The 16,482-nt window shown below is 65.7% G+C and carries 16 protein-coding genes; 3 read left to right on the plus strand and 13 right to left on the minus strand.

What is annotated here, in order from left to right:
• Nucleotides 1-2: 2 nt before the first annotated feature.
• Nucleotides 3-848 (plus strand): HpcH/HpaI aldolase/citrate lyase family protein, encoded by an 846-nt coding sequence (locus ABD719_RS07085; RefSeq protein ID WP_344692666.1) that lies wholly within the window; start codon nucleotides 3-5, stop codon nucleotides 846-848.
• Nucleotides 849-987: 139 nt separating this feature from the next.
• Here ABD719_RS07085 and ABD719_RS07090 read toward each other — a convergent pair whose 3' ends face one another.
• The 7 genes from ABD719_RS07090 to ABD719_RS07120 form a co-directional block, all read right to left on the minus strand.
• Nucleotides 988-1,581, minus strand: coding sequence for an ABC-type transport auxiliary lipoprotein family protein (locus ABD719_RS07090; RefSeq protein ID WP_344692667.1), 594 nt, complete (start codon nucleotides 1,579-1,581; stop codon nucleotides 988-990).
• An 8-nt stretch (nucleotides 1,582-1,589) separates the two neighbouring features.
• Nucleotides 1,590-2,552: an MlaD family protein gene (locus tag ABD719_RS07095; protein ID WP_344692668.1), complete on the minus strand. Its 963-nt coding sequence runs from the start codon at nucleotides 2,550-2,552 to the stop codon at nucleotides 1,590-1,592.
• Nucleotides 2,552-3,499, minus strand: a complete 948-nt coding sequence (locus ABD719_RS07100) for an ABC transporter ATP-binding protein (protein ID WP_344692669.1) — start codon at nucleotides 3,497-3,499, stop codon at nucleotides 2,552-2,554. The genes ABD719_RS07095 and ABD719_RS07100 overlap by 1 nt, the downstream gene beginning before the upstream one ends.
• Nucleotides 3,499-4,596, minus strand: a complete 1,098-nt coding sequence (locus tag ABD719_RS07105; RefSeq protein ID WP_344692670.1) for an ABC transporter permease — start codon at nucleotides 4,594-4,596, stop codon at nucleotides 3,499-3,501. Before ABD719_RS07105 ends, ABD719_RS07100 begins: the two co-directional genes overlap by 1 nt.
• Nucleotides 4,597-4,666: 70 nt before the next feature.
• Nucleotides 4,667-5,875, minus strand: a complete 1,209-nt coding sequence (locus ABD719_RS07110; protein ID WP_344693072.1) for a DUF445 domain-containing protein — start codon at nucleotides 5,873-5,875, stop codon at nucleotides 4,667-4,669.
• 115 nt (nucleotides 5,876-5,990) lie between these two features.
• Entirely contained in the window at nucleotides 5,991-9,209 is a 3,219-nt protein-coding gene (locus ABD719_RS07115) for an efflux RND transporter permease subunit (RefSeq protein ID WP_344692671.1), read from the minus strand.
• 7 nt (nucleotides 9,210-9,216) lie between these two features.
• Nucleotides 9,217-10,407, minus strand: coding sequence for an efflux RND transporter periplasmic adaptor subunit (locus ABD719_RS07120; RefSeq protein WP_344692672.1), 1,191 nt, complete (start codon nucleotides 10,405-10,407; stop codon nucleotides 9,217-9,219).
• Between the two features lie 176 nt (nucleotides 10,408-10,583).
• On the opposite strand from ABD719_RS07120, the gene ABD719_RS07125 reads away from it, so the two are divergent.
• Nucleotides 10,584-11,324 carry an SIMPL domain-containing protein gene (locus tag ABD719_RS07125; RefSeq protein WP_344692673.1) on the plus strand — a complete coding sequence of 247 codons (741 nt, stop codon included), beginning with the start codon at nucleotides 10,584-10,586 and terminating at the stop codon, nucleotides 11,322-11,324.
• Nucleotides 11,325-11,387: 63 nt separating this feature from the next.
• On the opposite strand, the gene ABD719_RS07130 is transcribed toward ABD719_RS07125, so the two are convergent.
• The 3 genes from ABD719_RS07130 to ABD719_RS07140 form a co-directional block, all read right to left on the minus strand.
• Entirely contained in the window at nucleotides 11,388-11,645 is a 258-nt protein-coding gene (locus tag ABD719_RS07130; RefSeq protein WP_192123814.1) for a GlsB/YeaQ/YmgE family stress response membrane protein, read from the minus strand.
• 118 nt (nucleotides 11,646-11,763) lie between these two features.
• Nucleotides 11,764-12,063 (minus strand): CtrA inhibitor SciP, encoded by a 300-nt coding sequence (gene sciP, locus ABD719_RS07135; protein ID WP_192123816.1) that lies wholly within the window; start codon nucleotides 12,061-12,063, stop codon nucleotides 11,764-11,766.
• Between the two features lie 100 nt (nucleotides 12,064-12,163).
• Nucleotides 12,164-12,406, minus strand: a complete 243-nt coding sequence (locus ABD719_RS07140; protein ID WP_344692674.1) for a hypothetical protein — start codon at nucleotides 12,404-12,406, stop codon at nucleotides 12,164-12,166.
• 155 nt (nucleotides 12,407-12,561) lie between these two features.
• On the opposite strand from ABD719_RS07140, the gene mnmA reads away from it, so the two are divergent.
• The gene (mnmA, locus tag ABD719_RS07145; RefSeq protein ID WP_344692675.1) at nucleotides 12,562-13,671 is read left to right on the plus strand and encodes a tRNA 2-thiouridine(34) synthase MnmA; all 1,110 of its coding nucleotides are present in this window, start codon (nucleotides 12,562-12,564) and stop codon (nucleotides 13,669-13,671) included.
• A gap of 325 nt (nucleotides 13,672-13,996) precedes the next feature.
• Here mnmA and ABD719_RS07150 read toward each other — a convergent pair whose 3' ends face one another.
• Genes ABD719_RS07150 through pdxH form a run of 3 tightly spaced genes read right to left on the minus strand, consistent with a single transcriptional unit; the run spans nucleotide 13,997 to nucleotide 16,326 of the window.
• Nucleotides 13,997-14,794: a PhzF family phenazine biosynthesis protein gene (locus ABD719_RS07150; RefSeq protein WP_344692676.1), complete on the minus strand. Its 798-nt coding sequence runs from the start codon at nucleotides 14,792-14,794 to the stop codon at nucleotides 13,997-13,999.
• Nucleotides 14,795-14,797: 3 nt separating this feature from the next.
• Nucleotides 14,798-15,745 carry a cation diffusion facilitator family transporter gene (locus ABD719_RS07155; protein WP_344692677.1) on the minus strand — a complete coding sequence of 316 codons (948 nt, stop codon included), beginning with the start codon at nucleotides 15,743-15,745 and terminating at the stop codon, nucleotides 14,798-14,800.
• Entirely contained in the window at nucleotides 15,742-16,326 is a 585-nt protein-coding gene (pdxH, locus tag ABD719_RS07160; RefSeq protein WP_344692678.1) for a pyridoxamine 5'-phosphate oxidase, read from the minus strand. Before pdxH ends, ABD719_RS07155 begins: the two co-directional genes overlap by 4 nt.
• Nucleotides 16,327-16,482: the final 156 nt, after the last annotated feature.

Below are 16,482 nucleotides of genomic sequence, written 5' to 3' on the forward strand. Positions count from 1 at the left end.
CCATGCGTCCGATCCGCCACCGCAGCGCGCTTTTCATGCCCGCGTCCAACGCACGGGCATTGGAAAAGGCCCGTAACCTGCATTGCGATATCGTGATTCTCGATCTGGAAGATGCCGTCGCGCCCGAACGCAAGACGGAGGCGCGCACCGCCGCCCTCGCCGCCATGACCGATGGCGGGTTCGGGGATCGGGGCTGCGTGATCCGTGCGAACGCCGCGGCCACCGCGACGGGCAAGGATGATCTGACTGCCCTGACCGGAAGTGCAGCGGATGCGGTATTGCTGCCCAAGGTCGACGGCGTCACCGATCTGATCGACGCCCGCGCCCTGCTGGGGCCGGTGATTCCGTTGTGGGCAATGATTGAAACCGCGAAAGGCATCGTCGCACTGCCTGAGATCGTCAAGGCAGCCAATGAACTGGGGTTGGCTGCGCTGGTTGCGGGAACGAACGATCTGGCGCTCGATCTGCGCTGCCGCGTCGACGGTCATCGTACCGCGCTGTTCCCGCATCTGGCCGCGATCGTCGCTGCCGCCCGGGCGGGTGGCATGATGGCGCTGGACGGGGTCCTGAATGCGATCGAGGATGAAGATCGACTGGTTCGGGATTGTCTACAGGGGCGAGATTGGGGATTCGATGGCAAGACGCTGATTCACCCGTCACAGATCACCGCCGCCAATGCGGCATTCGGGCCGGATGCCGCCGAAATCGAGTGGGCGGAACGGGTCGTCGCCACCTTCGCCGATCCTGCCCATGCGGATCGTGGTGCGGTGCGGATGGACGGTGCGATGGTGGAGCGGCTTCATCTTGCCGAAGCAGAACGGATATTGGCGTTGGCCGGGCAACGCTGACGACCCGTCTGCCGTTCTCCACGACCGGTCAGGTGGCCATCATATCGGCAACGTCAGTGATGTCTGACGCACTGCTTTCGTCTTGCCAGCCCCGGCCGGGCAGCTCCGCCACCCGGTCAAAGCCACCCTGCCGTCCCGATTAGCGTCCGACCCAGTCCGCCACCTGTTGCGCCACCTGATTGGCCGCCTGGTTCAGCGCCGGCCCGGTCGATGCCGCATCGATCGCACTGACGGGAACACGCGCCTCGAACCGGCGCTTTTCGGTGCCCGTCGCACCCGATCGGGTCAGCGCTGCATCGAACGTGACGACCGCCATGCGCGCATCGGCGTCGAGGCCGAAGTTACGCAATTCACCGGCAAGCTGGTCGTTTGCCTCCGTTACTGCCTGAACCTGGCTCAACACCACGCGACCAGTGCGTGCAGTCGTCATATCTGAGAGCAGCCGCGCGAACAGCCGGGCGGGTGGTTCTGCCCATTGCGCGTCCTTTACATAGGCGATGCTGGTCGTGCTGGTCTGTACCGGCACCCGGGTCGTAGCCAGCGATTGCGGCGTCACCGGCACCGCGATCACGATCGACTTCGCGGTCGCACTGTTCTGCATCTGCCCGACCGGCAGGGCGGCGGTGCTGTTCAGCGTCAACAACGTATCGGGCGGCGTCGCACCGAAGCTGATGCACCCGGAAAGCGGCAGCACGGCGATCAGCGCCATCGGCAGCAGAAGCGATCTTGTCATGGCGACCCTCACTTACCCTTATAGTCCGGCAGCTTCTGCTGCCCGATCAGCGAGCTGGCGCCCTGCTGATCCACCTTTTCAGCCACCGACGACAGGGCCGCCGCCGTCACGCGCAGGTCGCGCACCAGCCTGTTCGCTTCCGGAACGGTCTGCCGCGAGAAGGTCTGGAGGCCGGGGCGGGCGTCGCCGATCGCGGCATTCAGCGTGTCGGCGGATTTACGCGCCGAATCGATCGCACCATTCAGGTTGCGGATCGTCGGCTGGATGTCGTTCGCCAGCAATCCGTTGGTGGTCGCCGCCAGATTGCCAATCTGCTGCGACGCCTCACCCGCCTGCTGGATCGCGACGCGGGTCTGCGCCAGTGTCGCGGCAATTTCCGGTCCACGATCGGCCAATGCATCGGTCAACCGGTTGGTATTTTCCAATATGCCTGCAATCGACGCCTGATTGCGATCGGTCAACAGTCCGGTCAACCGTTCGGTCAGCGTCGACAACCGTTCCAGCAACTGCGGTGCGGAATTCAGGATCGCCCCGATCCCGCCCTGCTTGGTCGCAATCACCGGCACGCCATACGGGCACTGGGTGGGATTGGGCGGATCCGGGCAGACGATCGGCTGCGCGCCCTTGCGCGCCCCGTCGAGCGAAACGGTGCTGGTGCCGGTAAAGCTGCCCACCACCGTCGCCGTCGTGCCCTGCAGGACCGGCGTATCGTCATTCACACTGATGCGGACGCGCACGAACTGCGGATCGTTCGCCCACAGCGCGATCTGCTTCACCTGCCCCGACGGTACGCCAGAATAGGTCACGACCGATCCACGCGCCAGACCATCGACCGACTGGCGGAAGAAGATGTCGTATTCCTTCTCCTCCGCCCCGCCGACGCGGGCGATCCACACCGTGAAGAGCGCGAGCATCGCGAGCAGGATCAGCACGACGGCACCGACCAATATGTGGTTAGAACGGGTTTCCATCAGCCTGTCCCTGTTGCCTTGCGGCCTGTATCGTCAGTGGTCGGGGTCGCCCCGCGGGCATGATCGTCGGCAAGCGTGCCCTGCGAACGGGTGTCGGTACGGTTCGTTGCGACCTCGGTCGGGTGGGCATCCGCCTCACGATCGGTGTCCTGCAACTCCTGCGTAGAGGCAGCGGCACGGCCGCGTGGACCCTTGAAATATTCCTGAATCCAGGGCTGGTCGGTTTCGAGCAGTTCGTCGATCGTACCGACCGCGATCACCCGTTTTTCCGCCAGTACCGCCACCCGGTCACAGATCGCATACAACGTATCGAGATCGTGGGTGATGAGGAAGACAGTCAGCCCCAGCGTCCGGCTCAACGACCGGATCAGCTCGTCGAACGCCGCCGCGCCGATCGGATCGAGTCCGGCGGTCGGTTCATCCAGGAACAGCAATTCGGGATCGAGTGCCAGAGCCCGCGCCAGCCCGGCCCGCTTTTTCATGCCACCCGACAGTTCGGCGGGGTATTTCGGACCGGCATCGGCGGGCAGGCCGGTCATCACCACCTTGTACGACGCGATCTCGTCGATCAACGATCGCGGCAGCTCGCGGTAGAATTCCCGGAGCGGCACCTGCACGTTTTCCGCCACGGTCAGCGTCGAGAACAAGGCGCCGCCCTGGAACAACACGCCCCAGCGTTTGCGGATATCGGTCGCCTCGGTTTCGTCGCGACCGATCGTCGGCTCACCAAACACGGTGATCTCGCCGGTGTCGGGCGTCTGAAGCCCGATGATCGAGCGCATCAGCACGGACTTGCCCGTCCCCGATCCACCAACGACGCCGAGGATTTCGCCACGGCGAACCTGCAGGTCGAGATTGTCGTGAATCACCGACTCGCCGAAGCTGTTACGCAGCCCCTTCACCTCGACGATGATATCGTCCGCGTTGCTGGCCCGGTCGTGAGGCATCAGTTCCACCCCACCCAGGTAAAGAACACCGCGAAGAACGCGTCCAGCACGATGACCAGGAAAATACCCTGCACCACCGCGGAGGTGGTACGCAGACCTACCTGTTCCGCGTCCGCTTCCACCTGCATCCCCTGGAAACAGCCTGCGATCGCGATGATGGCGCCGAATACGGGTGCCTTGATCAGGCCGACATACAGGTCGGTGATCGGCACTACCTCGCGAATACGCGCGACGAAGGTAACCGGCGGAATACCGAGCGACACCCATGCCAGCAATCCGCCGCCGATGATCGCGATCAACGATGCGTAGAAGCCAAGCAGCGGCATCAGCACGATCGCCGCCAACGTCCGCGGCAGCACCAACGCTTCCATCGGCGACACGCCGATCGTGCGCATCGCATCGATTTCCTCGGTCAGCTTCATCGTGCCGAGTTGCGCGGCGAACGCGGAGCCAGACCGGCCGGCGACCATGATCGCAGTCATCAGCACGCCCAGTTCGCGCAGCGTCAGCCGCCCAACAAGGTTGATCGTGAACACCTCCGCGCCGAACTGGCGCAACTGGACCGCCCCCTGTTGCGCGATGACGATGCCGATCAGAAAACTCATCAACCCAACGATGCCGAGCGCGGCGACGCCGACCGTCTCGAACTCATGGACCACCGAATTGAACCGGAACCGGCGGGGATGGCGGATGACCGACATGAACGCGAGCGTCGTCGCCCCGAGAAAACCAAGCAGCCCCAGAAGGGTACGGCCGGTGACGACCACCGCCTCGCCTACTTCGCCCAGTACGCGGGTAAAGCCGCTGCCGTGGCTGGGGCGCATCGCGACCTGCTGGTCGGACTGGACCACCTGATCGAACAGCTGCTTCCCGTCCGGCTCCAGCCCTTCGACCGGCGCATCGTGACGGGCAGCGAAGCGGTGAACGACATAGGCACCGACCGTGTCGATCCGGTCGACTCCGGACAGGTCGACCCGTGCGACCTTGCCCTCCACCTTGTCGAGTCGATCGGGCAGCGACCCAAGCCGCGCCAGCGACAGATCACCCGAGAAGCGGATTACATCTCCGTCTGCGCTGAAATCTGCCGTGGCGGTCATCGTCCGCACCATTGGGCGAAACCGGCAGCGACGGCAAGCGGCATGCAATCGCCCCCGGAAACATACCGTTTCACAGCAACACGTCGATCAGATGAATGGCCAGCCCTACCAGCCCGCCGACCACCGTGCCATTGATGCGGATAAACTGCAGATCCCGGCCGACCGCATTTTCCAACCGGTTGGTGATCGTCCGTTCGTCCCACCCACGCACGGTTTCCGATACCAGCCGCACGATCGCATCGCCGTAGCTGGCAGCGATGCCGACCACCGCCCGGCGAACGAAGCGATTGATCGACAGTGCCAGCCGGCGATCATCGCGCAAGGTGGCACCGATCTGATGCAGCACCTCTCCCAATTGCCCGGTCATCGCCGCCTCCGGATCGCGGGCGATCCGCAGCAACGCGGCGCGTGCCTGTTCCCACAGACCATCCAGCCACCGCGCCATCGCCGGATTGGCGATCAGTTCCACCTTTACCCGCTCCACCCGCTCACGCATCGCGGAGTCGTGCTGCAGATCCCAGGCCAGCCGATCCAGCCCCTCCTCCGCCTTCAGGCGCAACGGATGTTGGGGATCGGCCGCCATCTCGGCGATCAGGTTGTTGAGACCGGCGATCAGCTTGTCGGCGATGGTTTCGTCCAGCCCGGTCCAGCGCAGGATCGCGCCGGCCCGCTGGTGGATCATCGCGCGCATCAACGGCTCGTTGCTGCCAAGCGCCGCGCCGGCCCATCGGATCGCCGCGTCCAGCACCGGCTGATGCCGCTGCTGTGCCATCGCCGCGTTAAGCAATTGGCCGGCGATCGGTGACATCTCGGTCTGACGCAGGCGGTTGGCGACCGCCGCCTTGGCCATGCCGCCGAAACGCGCCGGATCGAGCGACTCGAGCACCTGTGCCACCATTCGCGACGCCCCCTGCCGAAAGCGTCCGCCTGCCCCCTCCGGAGGGTCTGTCAGCCAGCGCGCCACGGCGTTCGCCACGTCCAGCCGCCGCATCCGCCGTCCGACGACACGCGGCACGAGAAAGTTCGTGCGCAGGAACGAGGCCAGCGTATCGCCGATGCGATCCTTGTTCTTGGGCACGATCGCGGTGTGCGGGATCGGCAGGCCGAGCGGATGGCGAAACAGGGCCGTCACCGCGAACCAGTCAGCCAGTCCACCGACCATCGCCGCTTCGGCAAAGGCCCGGACAAATCCCCAGGCCGGATGCGACGCCACCAGCGACCGGCTGACGAGGAACAGCAATGCCATCGCGATCAGCAGGGCCGTCGCCACGCGCCGCATCCGCACCAGACCCGGGGGGGCCGTATCAAGGAGGCGCGCGCCGATCACTGTCATCTCCGTAACAATGACCGGCGGCACGGATGGTTCATGTCGTGCCGTTCGTCGCGACGCGCGATCATTCCGCCGGCTGGGTGCCGCCCTCGCGATAGCCGATCGTTCCAGGCCCCCGGCCCAGTCGCGTATCGCGGACAGGTCCCTCTATCACGGTCGCGCCATCGTCGCCCGGGCGGAAGGTGAGCAGGCGCCGCCCCAGACGACTGCCCATCCGGCTTTCGACCCCAACGGCCAGGCTGAATCCCGCCGGCACGATCAGCAGCGTCAGCAGCGTCGACAGGATCAATCCTCCGATCACCGTCACGCTCATCGGCGCGCGGAACGATCCGTCGCCGGTCAGCGACAGTGCCGTCGGTACCATGCCCGCGACCATCGCCACCGTGGTCATCACGATGGGCAGCGCACGCTTGTGCCCGGCATCGACGATCGCCTCGAATTTCGGGACGCCGTGGCTCATTTCCTCCAGCGCGAAATCGACCAGCAGGATCGAATTCTTGGCGACGATGCCCAGCAACATCAGCAACCCGATATAGACTGGCAGCGATACCGACATGCCCGCGATCCAGAGCGCCACGCATGCACCCAGCGGCGCCAGGAACAGCGACCCCAGATTGACGAACGGCGGCAGAAAGCGGCGATAGAGCAGGACCAGCACGGCAAAGAGCAGGAGGAAACCCGAGGTGACAGCGAGGATGATGTTGGTCACCAGTTCCGCCTGCGCCTTGGACTGACCCACCGTCAGGCGGCTGACCCCGATCGGCATCGATTTGACCGCGGGCAGCGCCAGGATCTGCTTCATCGCATCGCCTTCGACGATACCCGGTGCCAGATCGGCCCCGATCGTCAACTGGCGTTGCTGGGCGATCCGGTCGATCTGCGTCGGTCCCGCGCCGAAGCCAATATCGGCCACCACCTTCAGCGGTACCGAGCCGCCATTCTGCGTGGTGACGGGCAGGTTTTCGATGCTCGACAGCTTTTCACGCGCGCTTTCGGCGAGGGCGACGCGAATCGGAATCTGCCGGTCGGACAGCGAGAAGCGGGCGCTGTTCTGATCGATATCGCCCAGCGTCGCGACCCGGATCGCGTTGGACAGCGCACTGGTCGTGATGCCGAGATCGGCGGCAAGGTCCATGCGGGGCCGGATCACGATCTCCGGTCGTTGCAGCCCGCCCGCAGTGCGCGGTGCGCGCAGGATCGGCAGGCGGCTCATCTGCTCGACGATACGGTCAGCGGTCTGCTGCAGCAGGATCGGATCGTCGCTGCCCAGCGTGATCTGGAGATCGCGGCTAGGCCCGCCCCAGCCATTCTGATTCTGGAACGACACGCGTGCATCGGGAATGGCCGCGAGGGTCGGCGTCAATGCACGCTCGAACTCGACGCTGGTCTGCTCACGCCCTTCCGCCAAGGTCGCGGTGACACGACCGGTGCCGACAAAGGCGCGTTGATAGACCGACATCACCGTCGGCTTCTGCGCCGACAGGATGCCGGCGACGTTGCTGACGACCGCGTTGGTCTGTTCCAGCGTCGACCCGGGCGGCAGTTCGACCAGCACCGTGCTGCGGTCATTGTCACGTTGCGGCTGGAATTCCTGCGGCAACAGCATGAAGATCGCGACCGTCGCGACCAGTGCCAGCACGCTGAATCCCATCACCCAGACGCGGTGATCGACCAGATGCCCCACCAGCCGCCGCCAGCCGCCCCGCGCCGCCAGCGTGCGCTGGCGCGATTGATCGAGCGTCCAGCGCAACACCTTTACATAATTGCGCATCACCGGGCCATCTTCGGCAATCTCATGCCCGCCGGCCTTCATGAAATACGCCGCGATCATCGGCGTGATGAGGCGCGCCACCGCCAGGCTCATCAGCACCGCGGCGACCACGGTCAGCCCGAAATTCTTGAAGAACTGGCCCGACACGCCCGGCATCAGCGCCACCGGCAGGAACACCGCAACGATCGACATCGTCGTAGCCAGCACCGCCAGCCCGATCTCGTCCGCCGCGTCGATCGACGCCTGATAGGCATTCTTGCCCATCCGCATGTGTCGGACGATGTTCTCGATCTCGACGATCGCATCGTCCACCAGCACGCCCGCCACCAGACTGAGCGCGAGCAGCGTCATGTTGTTGAGGCTGAACCCCAGCAGATCCATGAACCAGAAGGTCGGGATCGCCGATAGCGGGATCGCAAGCGCGGAGATGAACGTCGCCCGCCAGTCCCGCAGGAACAGGAACACGACGATCACCGCAAGCACCGCGCCCTCGATCATCGAGTCGATCGCAATCTCGTAATCGCGTTCGGTATAGGTGACGCTGGTCGACAGCAGTTTGAAATGAACGGACGGATTGCGCTTTTCCAACGCCGCCAGCTTCTGCTCCGCCTCATGGAAGACGGTGACGTCGGATGCGCCCTTGGTCCGCGTGAAGCTGAACGACACCACCTGCCGACCATCCACCGCCGCCGCCGATTTCTGTTCGGCATAGGCATCGCGCACGTCGGCGATATCGGCCAGCCGCACCGTGCGGCCGTTACCCAGCGAAATCTGCGTCTGCCCCAGTGCATAGGCATTCTTGGCGTTGCCCAGCACGCGGACCGACTGTTCGGAGCCGGCGATCTCCGCCTTGCCGCCGGTGGCGTTCAGGTTCACCGCGCGCAGCTGCGCGTTCACCGCATTCGCGGTCAGGCCTTGCGCCTGCAGCTTGATGGGATCGAGGATGACGCGGATTTCGCGGCTGACGCCGCCGTTGCGCTCCACCGCCCCCAGCCCCGGCACCGACAGCAATTCCTTGCTGACCGTATCGTCGATGTACCAGCTAAGCTGCTCCACCGTCATGTCGGTGGTCAGCGCGGAGAAGCTGGCGATATCGTTATCGCTGGTGTCGACGCGGCCGATCTGCGGTTCCAGGATGCCGTCGGGCAGATCGCCGCGAATCTGCGTGATCGCGTCGCGCAGATCGTTGACCGCACGATCGATGTCGGTACCCAGTTGCAGCTGCACGACCGTCTGCGAATTGCCTTCCTTCACGGTCGAACGGATCTCGTCGATCCCGCGCAGGCTGCGGGCGGCCGCCTCGACGCGCTTGGTGACCTGCGTCTCCAGTTCGCTGGGCGCGGCGCCCGGCTGGCTGATCGCGACGAACGCGATCGGAAAATCGATATCGGGCTGCTGATTGACGTCCATGCGCATGAAGCTGACGATCCCCGCCAGCGTCAGCGCCACGAACAGCACGATCGGGACCACCGGGTTGCGGATCGACCATGCTGAGATGTTACGGAAGTTCATCGCGCCATCATCCCTTCGCCGCAACCGGCGGCGTCGCCCGCTTCAGCACGGGGTTCACCTTCTGCCCCGGGGACAGGAAGGCCCCGGCAGCCATCACCACGCGCTCGTTGCCGGCAAGACCATCGACTACCGAGACGCCGGCATCGGTGACCTGACCGACCGTCACGGCGCGCCGCTCTGCCCGGCTCTGGGCATCGATGATGTAGACGTAATTGCCCTTGCCGTCGCTCTGTACCGCGGATTCGGGCAGCAGCGGCACCGAACTGACCCCGCCGACCACCTGTGCGGAGGCGAAACCGCCAGGACGCAGCGCCGGGTCGTAGCGCAACGCGATCCGGGCGATGCCCTGCCGCGTCTGCGGGTCGATCACCGGCGACACCTGCCATACCTCACCGGTGAAGGATCGCGTACTGCCGACCGGCGTCACCACCGCCCGCGCACCGGCGCGCAGGCCCTGAAGGTCCGCCTCGCTCATCTGTGCACGCATCTCCATCTGGCCGCCCTGTGCCATGCGGAACAGCACGCCGCTGCCCGAACTGACGATCTGGCCGGGCTCCGCCTGCCGGGTCAGCACCAGTCCGTCGGCCGGTGCCCGGATGTCGAGCCGGCCATTGCGCGCGGTCGATTCGGCATAGCTGGCGCTGGCCACCTTCACCCGCGCCGCCGCGGCATCGCGCGTTGCCGTGCGACGCTGAAGATCGGCCTTGGAGATGAAACCGCGATCGACCAGCGTTGCCGCGCGGTCCAGTTCGGCCTGCGCCAGCGTCAGGTCCGCGCGGGCAACGCTGACCTGCGCGCCCAACGCCGCAGCGGTCTGCGTCTGGACCGATCGGTCGACCGTCGCCAGCACCTGCCCTGCCCGCACCCACTGGCCGGGTTCGACCGCCACGCGGGTGATCATCCCGCCCTCGCCCGCCACGCCGACCGGCATCTCGCGCCGTGCCGCCAGCGTTCCCGTCGCGGCAATGCCGCGGTCGACACTGGTTCGGCCGGGCACCACCACCGATACGCTGGGTAGCTGTTCGCCACCGCTGGCAGCGGCGGCCGCCGGCGGCTGTTCGCCCCGCCGCGCGAACGCCCAGACACCGGCAGCCAGCAGCAGCGCGATCACCGCACCGATCAGCCACCGCTTCCGGGACGATCTCGTCCCGTCCGCCGTCAGCTGACCTTGCGTGAACGAGCCCGTTTCGTAATTCATGCCGCCGCCATCCCCATCGCGCCCGACTTCAAGCGCACCCATCCGAGCTGTGTTATCGAAATAGATCACCCGGCTCAAGTCCTATACGGCCAAGCCGGTGCCAACGCTACCGATCCCGTTCATCAACCGTTGTATCGCAACGCCCTAGGCGGGCATCAACCTTTCGGGAGATTTTGATGAACCGCCTTGCCCCTTTTGCCGCCCTGACCGTGATCGCCGCCCTGGCATCCCCCGTCGCGGCCCAGACCGGCCAGCCCGGCATCGTCCCGATGATCCCGGCCACTGGCACCGTTCTCGACGTCTCGGCGGAGGGACGGACGACGCGGGTCCCGGATCTGGCGACGATCCGTGCCGGCACCGTCACGCAAGGCGCAACGGCGGCGCAGGCGATGGCCGATAATGCCGCCGCCATGGCCCGCGTGCTCGCCGCGGTGCGCAAGGCCGGGGTGGCATCGCGTGATCTCGCTACCGCCACGGTGCAGTTGCAGCCCCAATATCGTTACGTGGAGAATCAGGCGCCAGTGGTGACGGGCTATCAGGCGACCAACAGCGTCTCGATCCGTTTTCGCGACATTGCCCGGTCGGGCGCGATCCTCGACGCGCTCGTCGGAGTCGGTGCGAATCAGATCGATGGGCCGTCGCTATCGGTCGGCGAACCCGATGCCGCCCTGGACGAGGCACGTGCCGATGCGGTGAAGCGTGCCCGTGCCCGCGCGGACCTCTATGCCCGCGCTGCCGGGCTGCGGGTGGTCCGGATGATCTCCGTCGCGGAGGCAGGACAGGATGCCGGTGGGCCGGATCGCCCGCCCGTGATGTTCGCCCGGATGGCCAAGGCGGATGCTGCCCCCACCGAAATCGCACCGGGCGAAAAGGACATCACCGCCACGCTTCAGGTCCGCTTCCTGCTCGATCAGTAACGACGAAAGGGCCGCCCGGTCGCCCGGACGGCCCTTTCCTGCAATCGCTTGACGATGATCGGGTTAGCGAACCCGACCGCGACGAACGAGGTTCACGATCGCCAGCAGGATGATGGCACCCAGCAGCGACACGAGGAACGAGGTGATGTTCAGCGGCGCGTTGTTGATCGAGCCGCCCGAGATGATGAGCCCACCCAGAAACGCACCGACGATGCCGACGATGATGTTCAGGAAAATGCCCTGCTGCGCATCGGTACGCATGATGATGCTGGCGAGCCAGCCAATGACGCCGCCGATAACCAACCAAATGATAAGGCCCATGATCCAGTCCCTCCGTTGTGCCCGCGACCGGAGCGGGCGATGGGGAGGTAACTGTGTGCGGACTATCTTGTTCCGGCCCCGGATCGATTGTTAACGGTCCGGTGACCCGAAACGAGATTCAGTATTTGAGCTGGCGTTCGTATAATGAGCGATAATGCTGGATTCGCGTGACCCGCAATCCCGGCATTCCGGAGCGGTCGATCGCCCGCTGCCAGCCGGCAAACTCCTCCGCGGTCAGGTTGTAGCGCTCGCATACCTCGTCGACGGACAGCAGCCCGCCATTGACCGCCGCGACCACTTCCGCCTTGCGGCGCACGACCCAGCGGGTGGTGGACGGCGGCGGCAGCGTCTCGACCGTCAGCGGCTCGCCGAGCGGGCCGATGACTTTCGCGGGACGGATCTTCTGGTTCTGGATCATGGTCAACCTCTATCGGGGCTTCTGCCCCTCTCGATACGCGTGACGACGGTATGGACTATGCAGTTGAAGATCGGCTGAAACGCCGCGGTAAATACGCGCTTCATCTTTGCCGCCAACGGACGAGACGGGCCGCGACCCTGGCATTGAACGATCCGTGCGCCGGCGCGAACGGCCCCGCCGCCACCCTGGCCACCCCGGCCATCTGCAACCCGGCCTGGATCATCGCGGTCGCGCTGCTTCCCTGTCGCACCGCTGCGTCCAGCAGCAGCGTGACGCCCGATCCCGACGGCAGGGCCGGAATGACCCCGCGCGGTCGGTCGAAAAAGGTAAAGCTTAGGTCCACGGGCGTCTTCTCGTCGTCGCTGCTGAGGATGCCGCTTTACGACACGGGTCGTGAATGTCGGGTAAAGCCATACCTAAGCCCTCGTGAACCTTCGTTAATTTCCCCGCGCATCGCGCGACTTTGCACCAGCGGCCACCGACCACTATGTGGCGGTGATGGAACAAGAAGCCGATTTCCAGCTGACCGGCGACGGTACGGGCCAGCGTATCGTGGTGGCGATGTCGGGCGGGGTCGACAGTTCGGTGGTCGCCGCGCTGGCGGTACGCACGGGGGCAGAGGTGATCGGCGTCACCCTGCAACTCTACGATCACGGCGAGGCGGTGGGCCGGGCCGGCGCCTGTTGCGCGGGCCGCGACATTCGCGATGCGCGTGCGGTATGCGACCGGCTGGGTATCGCCCATTACGTGTTCGATCACGAAAGTGCCTTCCGGGCGGCGGTGATCGACACGTTCGCCGATGAATATCTCGCCGGGCGCACTCCGATTCCCTGCGTCCAGTGCAACACCGGACCGAAATTCACCGACCTGCTGGGATTGGCGCGTGAACTGGGTGCGGACTGTCTGGCGACGGGACATTATGTCCGCCGCGTCGCGGGGCCGACGGGGGCGGAACTGCATCGCGGTGCCGACCCCGCCCGCGACCAGAGCTACTTCCTGTTTACTACCACCCAGGAACAGCTCGATTATTGCCGCTATCCGCTGGGCGGCCTGCCCAAATCCCGCGTTCGCGAGATCGCTGCCGAACTCGGGCTGGGAGTCGCGGCCAAGCCGGACAGTCAGGACATCTGCTTCGTGCCGGACGGTGATTATGCCGGACTGGTCCGCAAGCTGCGCCCCGAGGCAATTCACGGCGGCGATATCGTCGACCTCGCCGGCGCGAAGCTGGGCGAGCATCGTGGCCTGATCCACTTCACCGTCGGCCAGCGCCGCGGGCTGGAAATCGGGGGCAGTGCCGAACCGCTCTATGTCGTCCGCCTCGAACCCGCCACCGCGCGCGTCGTGGTCGGCCCGCGACGGGCCCTGGCGGTCGATGCGGCACGGCTGGAACGGATCAACTGGATCGGCGGCGATCATCGCGGCCCCCTGACGGCCAAGGTGCGATCGATGGCACGGCCGGTGCCGGCCCGACTCGATGGCGATATGGTGGTGTTCGATTCGCCCGAATACGGCGTCGCGCCCGGCCAGGCCGCGGTACTGTATGCCGGTGACCGGGTGCTGGGTGGCGGCTGGATCGCGGCAACGGAAGCGGCCGCGATTGCCGCCTGACGCGAGCGGCCAGATTATCCTGTTTGGGCGAAGGCGGCGGGAGAGAGCATGATTGCCGCTCGATCTCCCGCCCTATCGTGTCGCCGGTGCCGGTTTGACCGGCGGCTCCGCTCCGAATTCGTCTTTGTTATTGACGGCGCAACGACAGTGACGATCGATTAGCCGGATCGCGGACGAAAAAAAAGGCCGGACGAACCGGCCTTGTGAAAGTTTTTAGGAGAGGATGCCTGAAAGGCACAGTCGTTGTGCATTGCAGCGCAGCATTTCGCAAGTGCAACTTGATCGTTTCTGCGTGCGTTTTTTGCATTCGCAAGGCTCCGGCTCGTCAGGGCAGTAAAAAAGCGCCCTCGATCACCGTGACGCAGGCGCCGCCCAGTATGACGCGATCCCCATCGAGCCGACAGGACAGCCGACCGCCGCGCTCGCTTGCCTGCCACGCGCTGAACGCATCGCGACCCAGTCGCTGCGCCCAATAAGGCACGATCACCGAATGGGCGCTGCCGGTCACCGGGTCTTCGGGAATGCCGAAAGCGGGGGTGAAGGCGCGGCTGACGATATCGGTGGCATCGCCCGGTGCCGTCACGATTACGAGCAGCCGCCCCCCGGCTGCCAGTGCCGGCTGATCCGGTCGACATGCCCGCACCGCCGCCTCGTCGCGCAGGACCACCACCGCATAGCCGCCGTCATGAAACAGCGTCTCGACGACGTCGGTCACGCCGAGCGCCGCGACGATCGCCGGCAGCGGCCGGGGGGCCGGCGCCATCGCCGGCAGGGCGAGCAGATACCCCGTCCCTTCGCGCCGGACCTCCAGCACGCCCGCCTGCCGGGTACGGAACCGCACCCGATCGAGCGCGGTGTCCGAGCTCAGGACCACATGCCCGCTGGCGAGCGTCGCATGGCCGCACAGCGCGATCTCGGCCGCCGGGGTGAACCAGCGCAATTCGAAATCGGCGGCACCACTGTCGTCCGGCAGGAAGAAGGCGGTTTCGGACAGGTTGTTCTCCTGTGCGATCTTCAGCAGCATCCCGTCGTCCAGCCAGCGCGACAGCGGCATCACCGCCGCCGGATTGCCGCCGAACGCCGTATCGGCGAAAGCATCGACCTGCGTGAAGGGAATACGCATGACCTAAAGCCTCTTGCCGAACCAATGCGGCGTCACGTCCGCCTCGACCAACGGATTGTCGGTATCGACATGCCCCTCGGGATCGAGATGGATCAACACCTCGACCTTGGGGAACGCCGTTTTCAGGTTGGATTCCACCGCCTCGACCAGATCGTGGGCGGCGCCGACCGTCAAATTGCGGTCGACCTCCATATGGAACTGCGCGAAATCATGGCTGCCGGAGCGGCGGGTGCGGAAATCGTGGATGCCGCGCAGGCCCGGCTGACGCGCCGCCACGTCGAGAAATGCCGCGCGCTGATCGTCGGGCCATTCCTTGTCCATCAACTGGTCGATCGCGTTGGACGACGCCTGAAACGCGCCCCAGGCGAGCCACAGGGCGATGACGATACCGAAGATCGGATCAGCGCGGGTCAGCCCGAAATACTGGTCGAGCACCAGCGCGACGATCACCGATCCGTTCAGCAGCACGTCCGACTGGTAATGGACATTGTCCGCCATGATCGCGACCGACCCGGTTTCGCGGATGATGCGACGCTGGTACCAGAGCAGTACCACGGTCGCCGCGATCGCGACGAGCGACACGCCGATGCCGAATTCGGCGTCCTGGGTCGGCGTCTCGCTGCCCAATGCCATGATCGCGCGCCAGGCGATGCCGACCGCGGAAGCGGTGATGAGGCCGACCTGGAACAACGCCGCCAGCGCCTCCGCCTTGCCATGGCCGAAGCGATGGTCGCTGTCCGCCGGCGTCGCCGCCAGCCGCACGCCGTACAGCGTGACGAGGCTGGCCAGCAGATCCAGCCCGGTATCCGCCAGCGACCCCAGCATCGCCACCGATCCGGTATGCCAGGCGGCGAAGCCCTTCAATCCCAGCAGGAACGTCGCCATCGCGACACTGGCCAGCGCGGCCCGTGTCGCATGTGGCACCATCTGCCGGCGTTCCTCGCGCGTCATGGAAACAGCAGTCCCTCATTCCAGCCGTTGCCGTTATCGTCGCGGATGAACACGCGGCGCTCATGCAGCCGGTGCGCGCGATCCTGCCATAATTCGATGCGCTGCGGCATGACGACATAGCCGCCCCAAAAGGGCGGACGCGGTACGCCGCCGCCTTCGAAGCGCGCCGTCACCTCGGCGAAGCGGGTTTCGAAGGTCGCGCGGCTGTCGAGCGGGCGGGACTGGTCCGACGCCCACGCCCCGAGTTGCGAATCGCGCCCGCGCGATGCGAAATAGGCATCCGACTGCGCATCGGTCGCCAGCGTCACCGGCCCCTCGATCCGCACCTGCCGGCGCAGCGATTTCCAATGGAACAGCAGCGCCGCCGCCGGATTGACGGCAAGATCGGCGGCCTTGCGACCCTCCCGATTCGTGTAGAACACGAACCCGTCCGCGCCATGCCCCTTCAGCAACACCATACGCACCGACGGGCGGCCGGCAGCATCGGCGGTGGCGAGGGCCATCGCATTGGGATCGTTGAGTTCCGCCGTCTTCGCTTCGGCATACCAGCTATCGAAGAGCGCGATGGGATCGTCAGCCATCCGCGCGCCATACCCGATCGCGGGTTCGAACGGAACGAGTCCGCGCGCGGGATCGACGGGTTTTCGAACCGGGCCGGATCGGTGGCCGCATATGGCCGGGTTCGTGCCGATTTAGGTTGCATCATCGCCCCCACCTGCGAAACGTCGCCGGTCACT

The organism is Sphingomonas cynarae (assembly GCF_039537815.1).
In the GTDB taxonomy this organism is placed as follows: Bacteria; Pseudomonadota; Alphaproteobacteria; order Sphingomonadales; family Sphingomonadaceae; genus Sphingomonas; species Sphingomonas cynarae.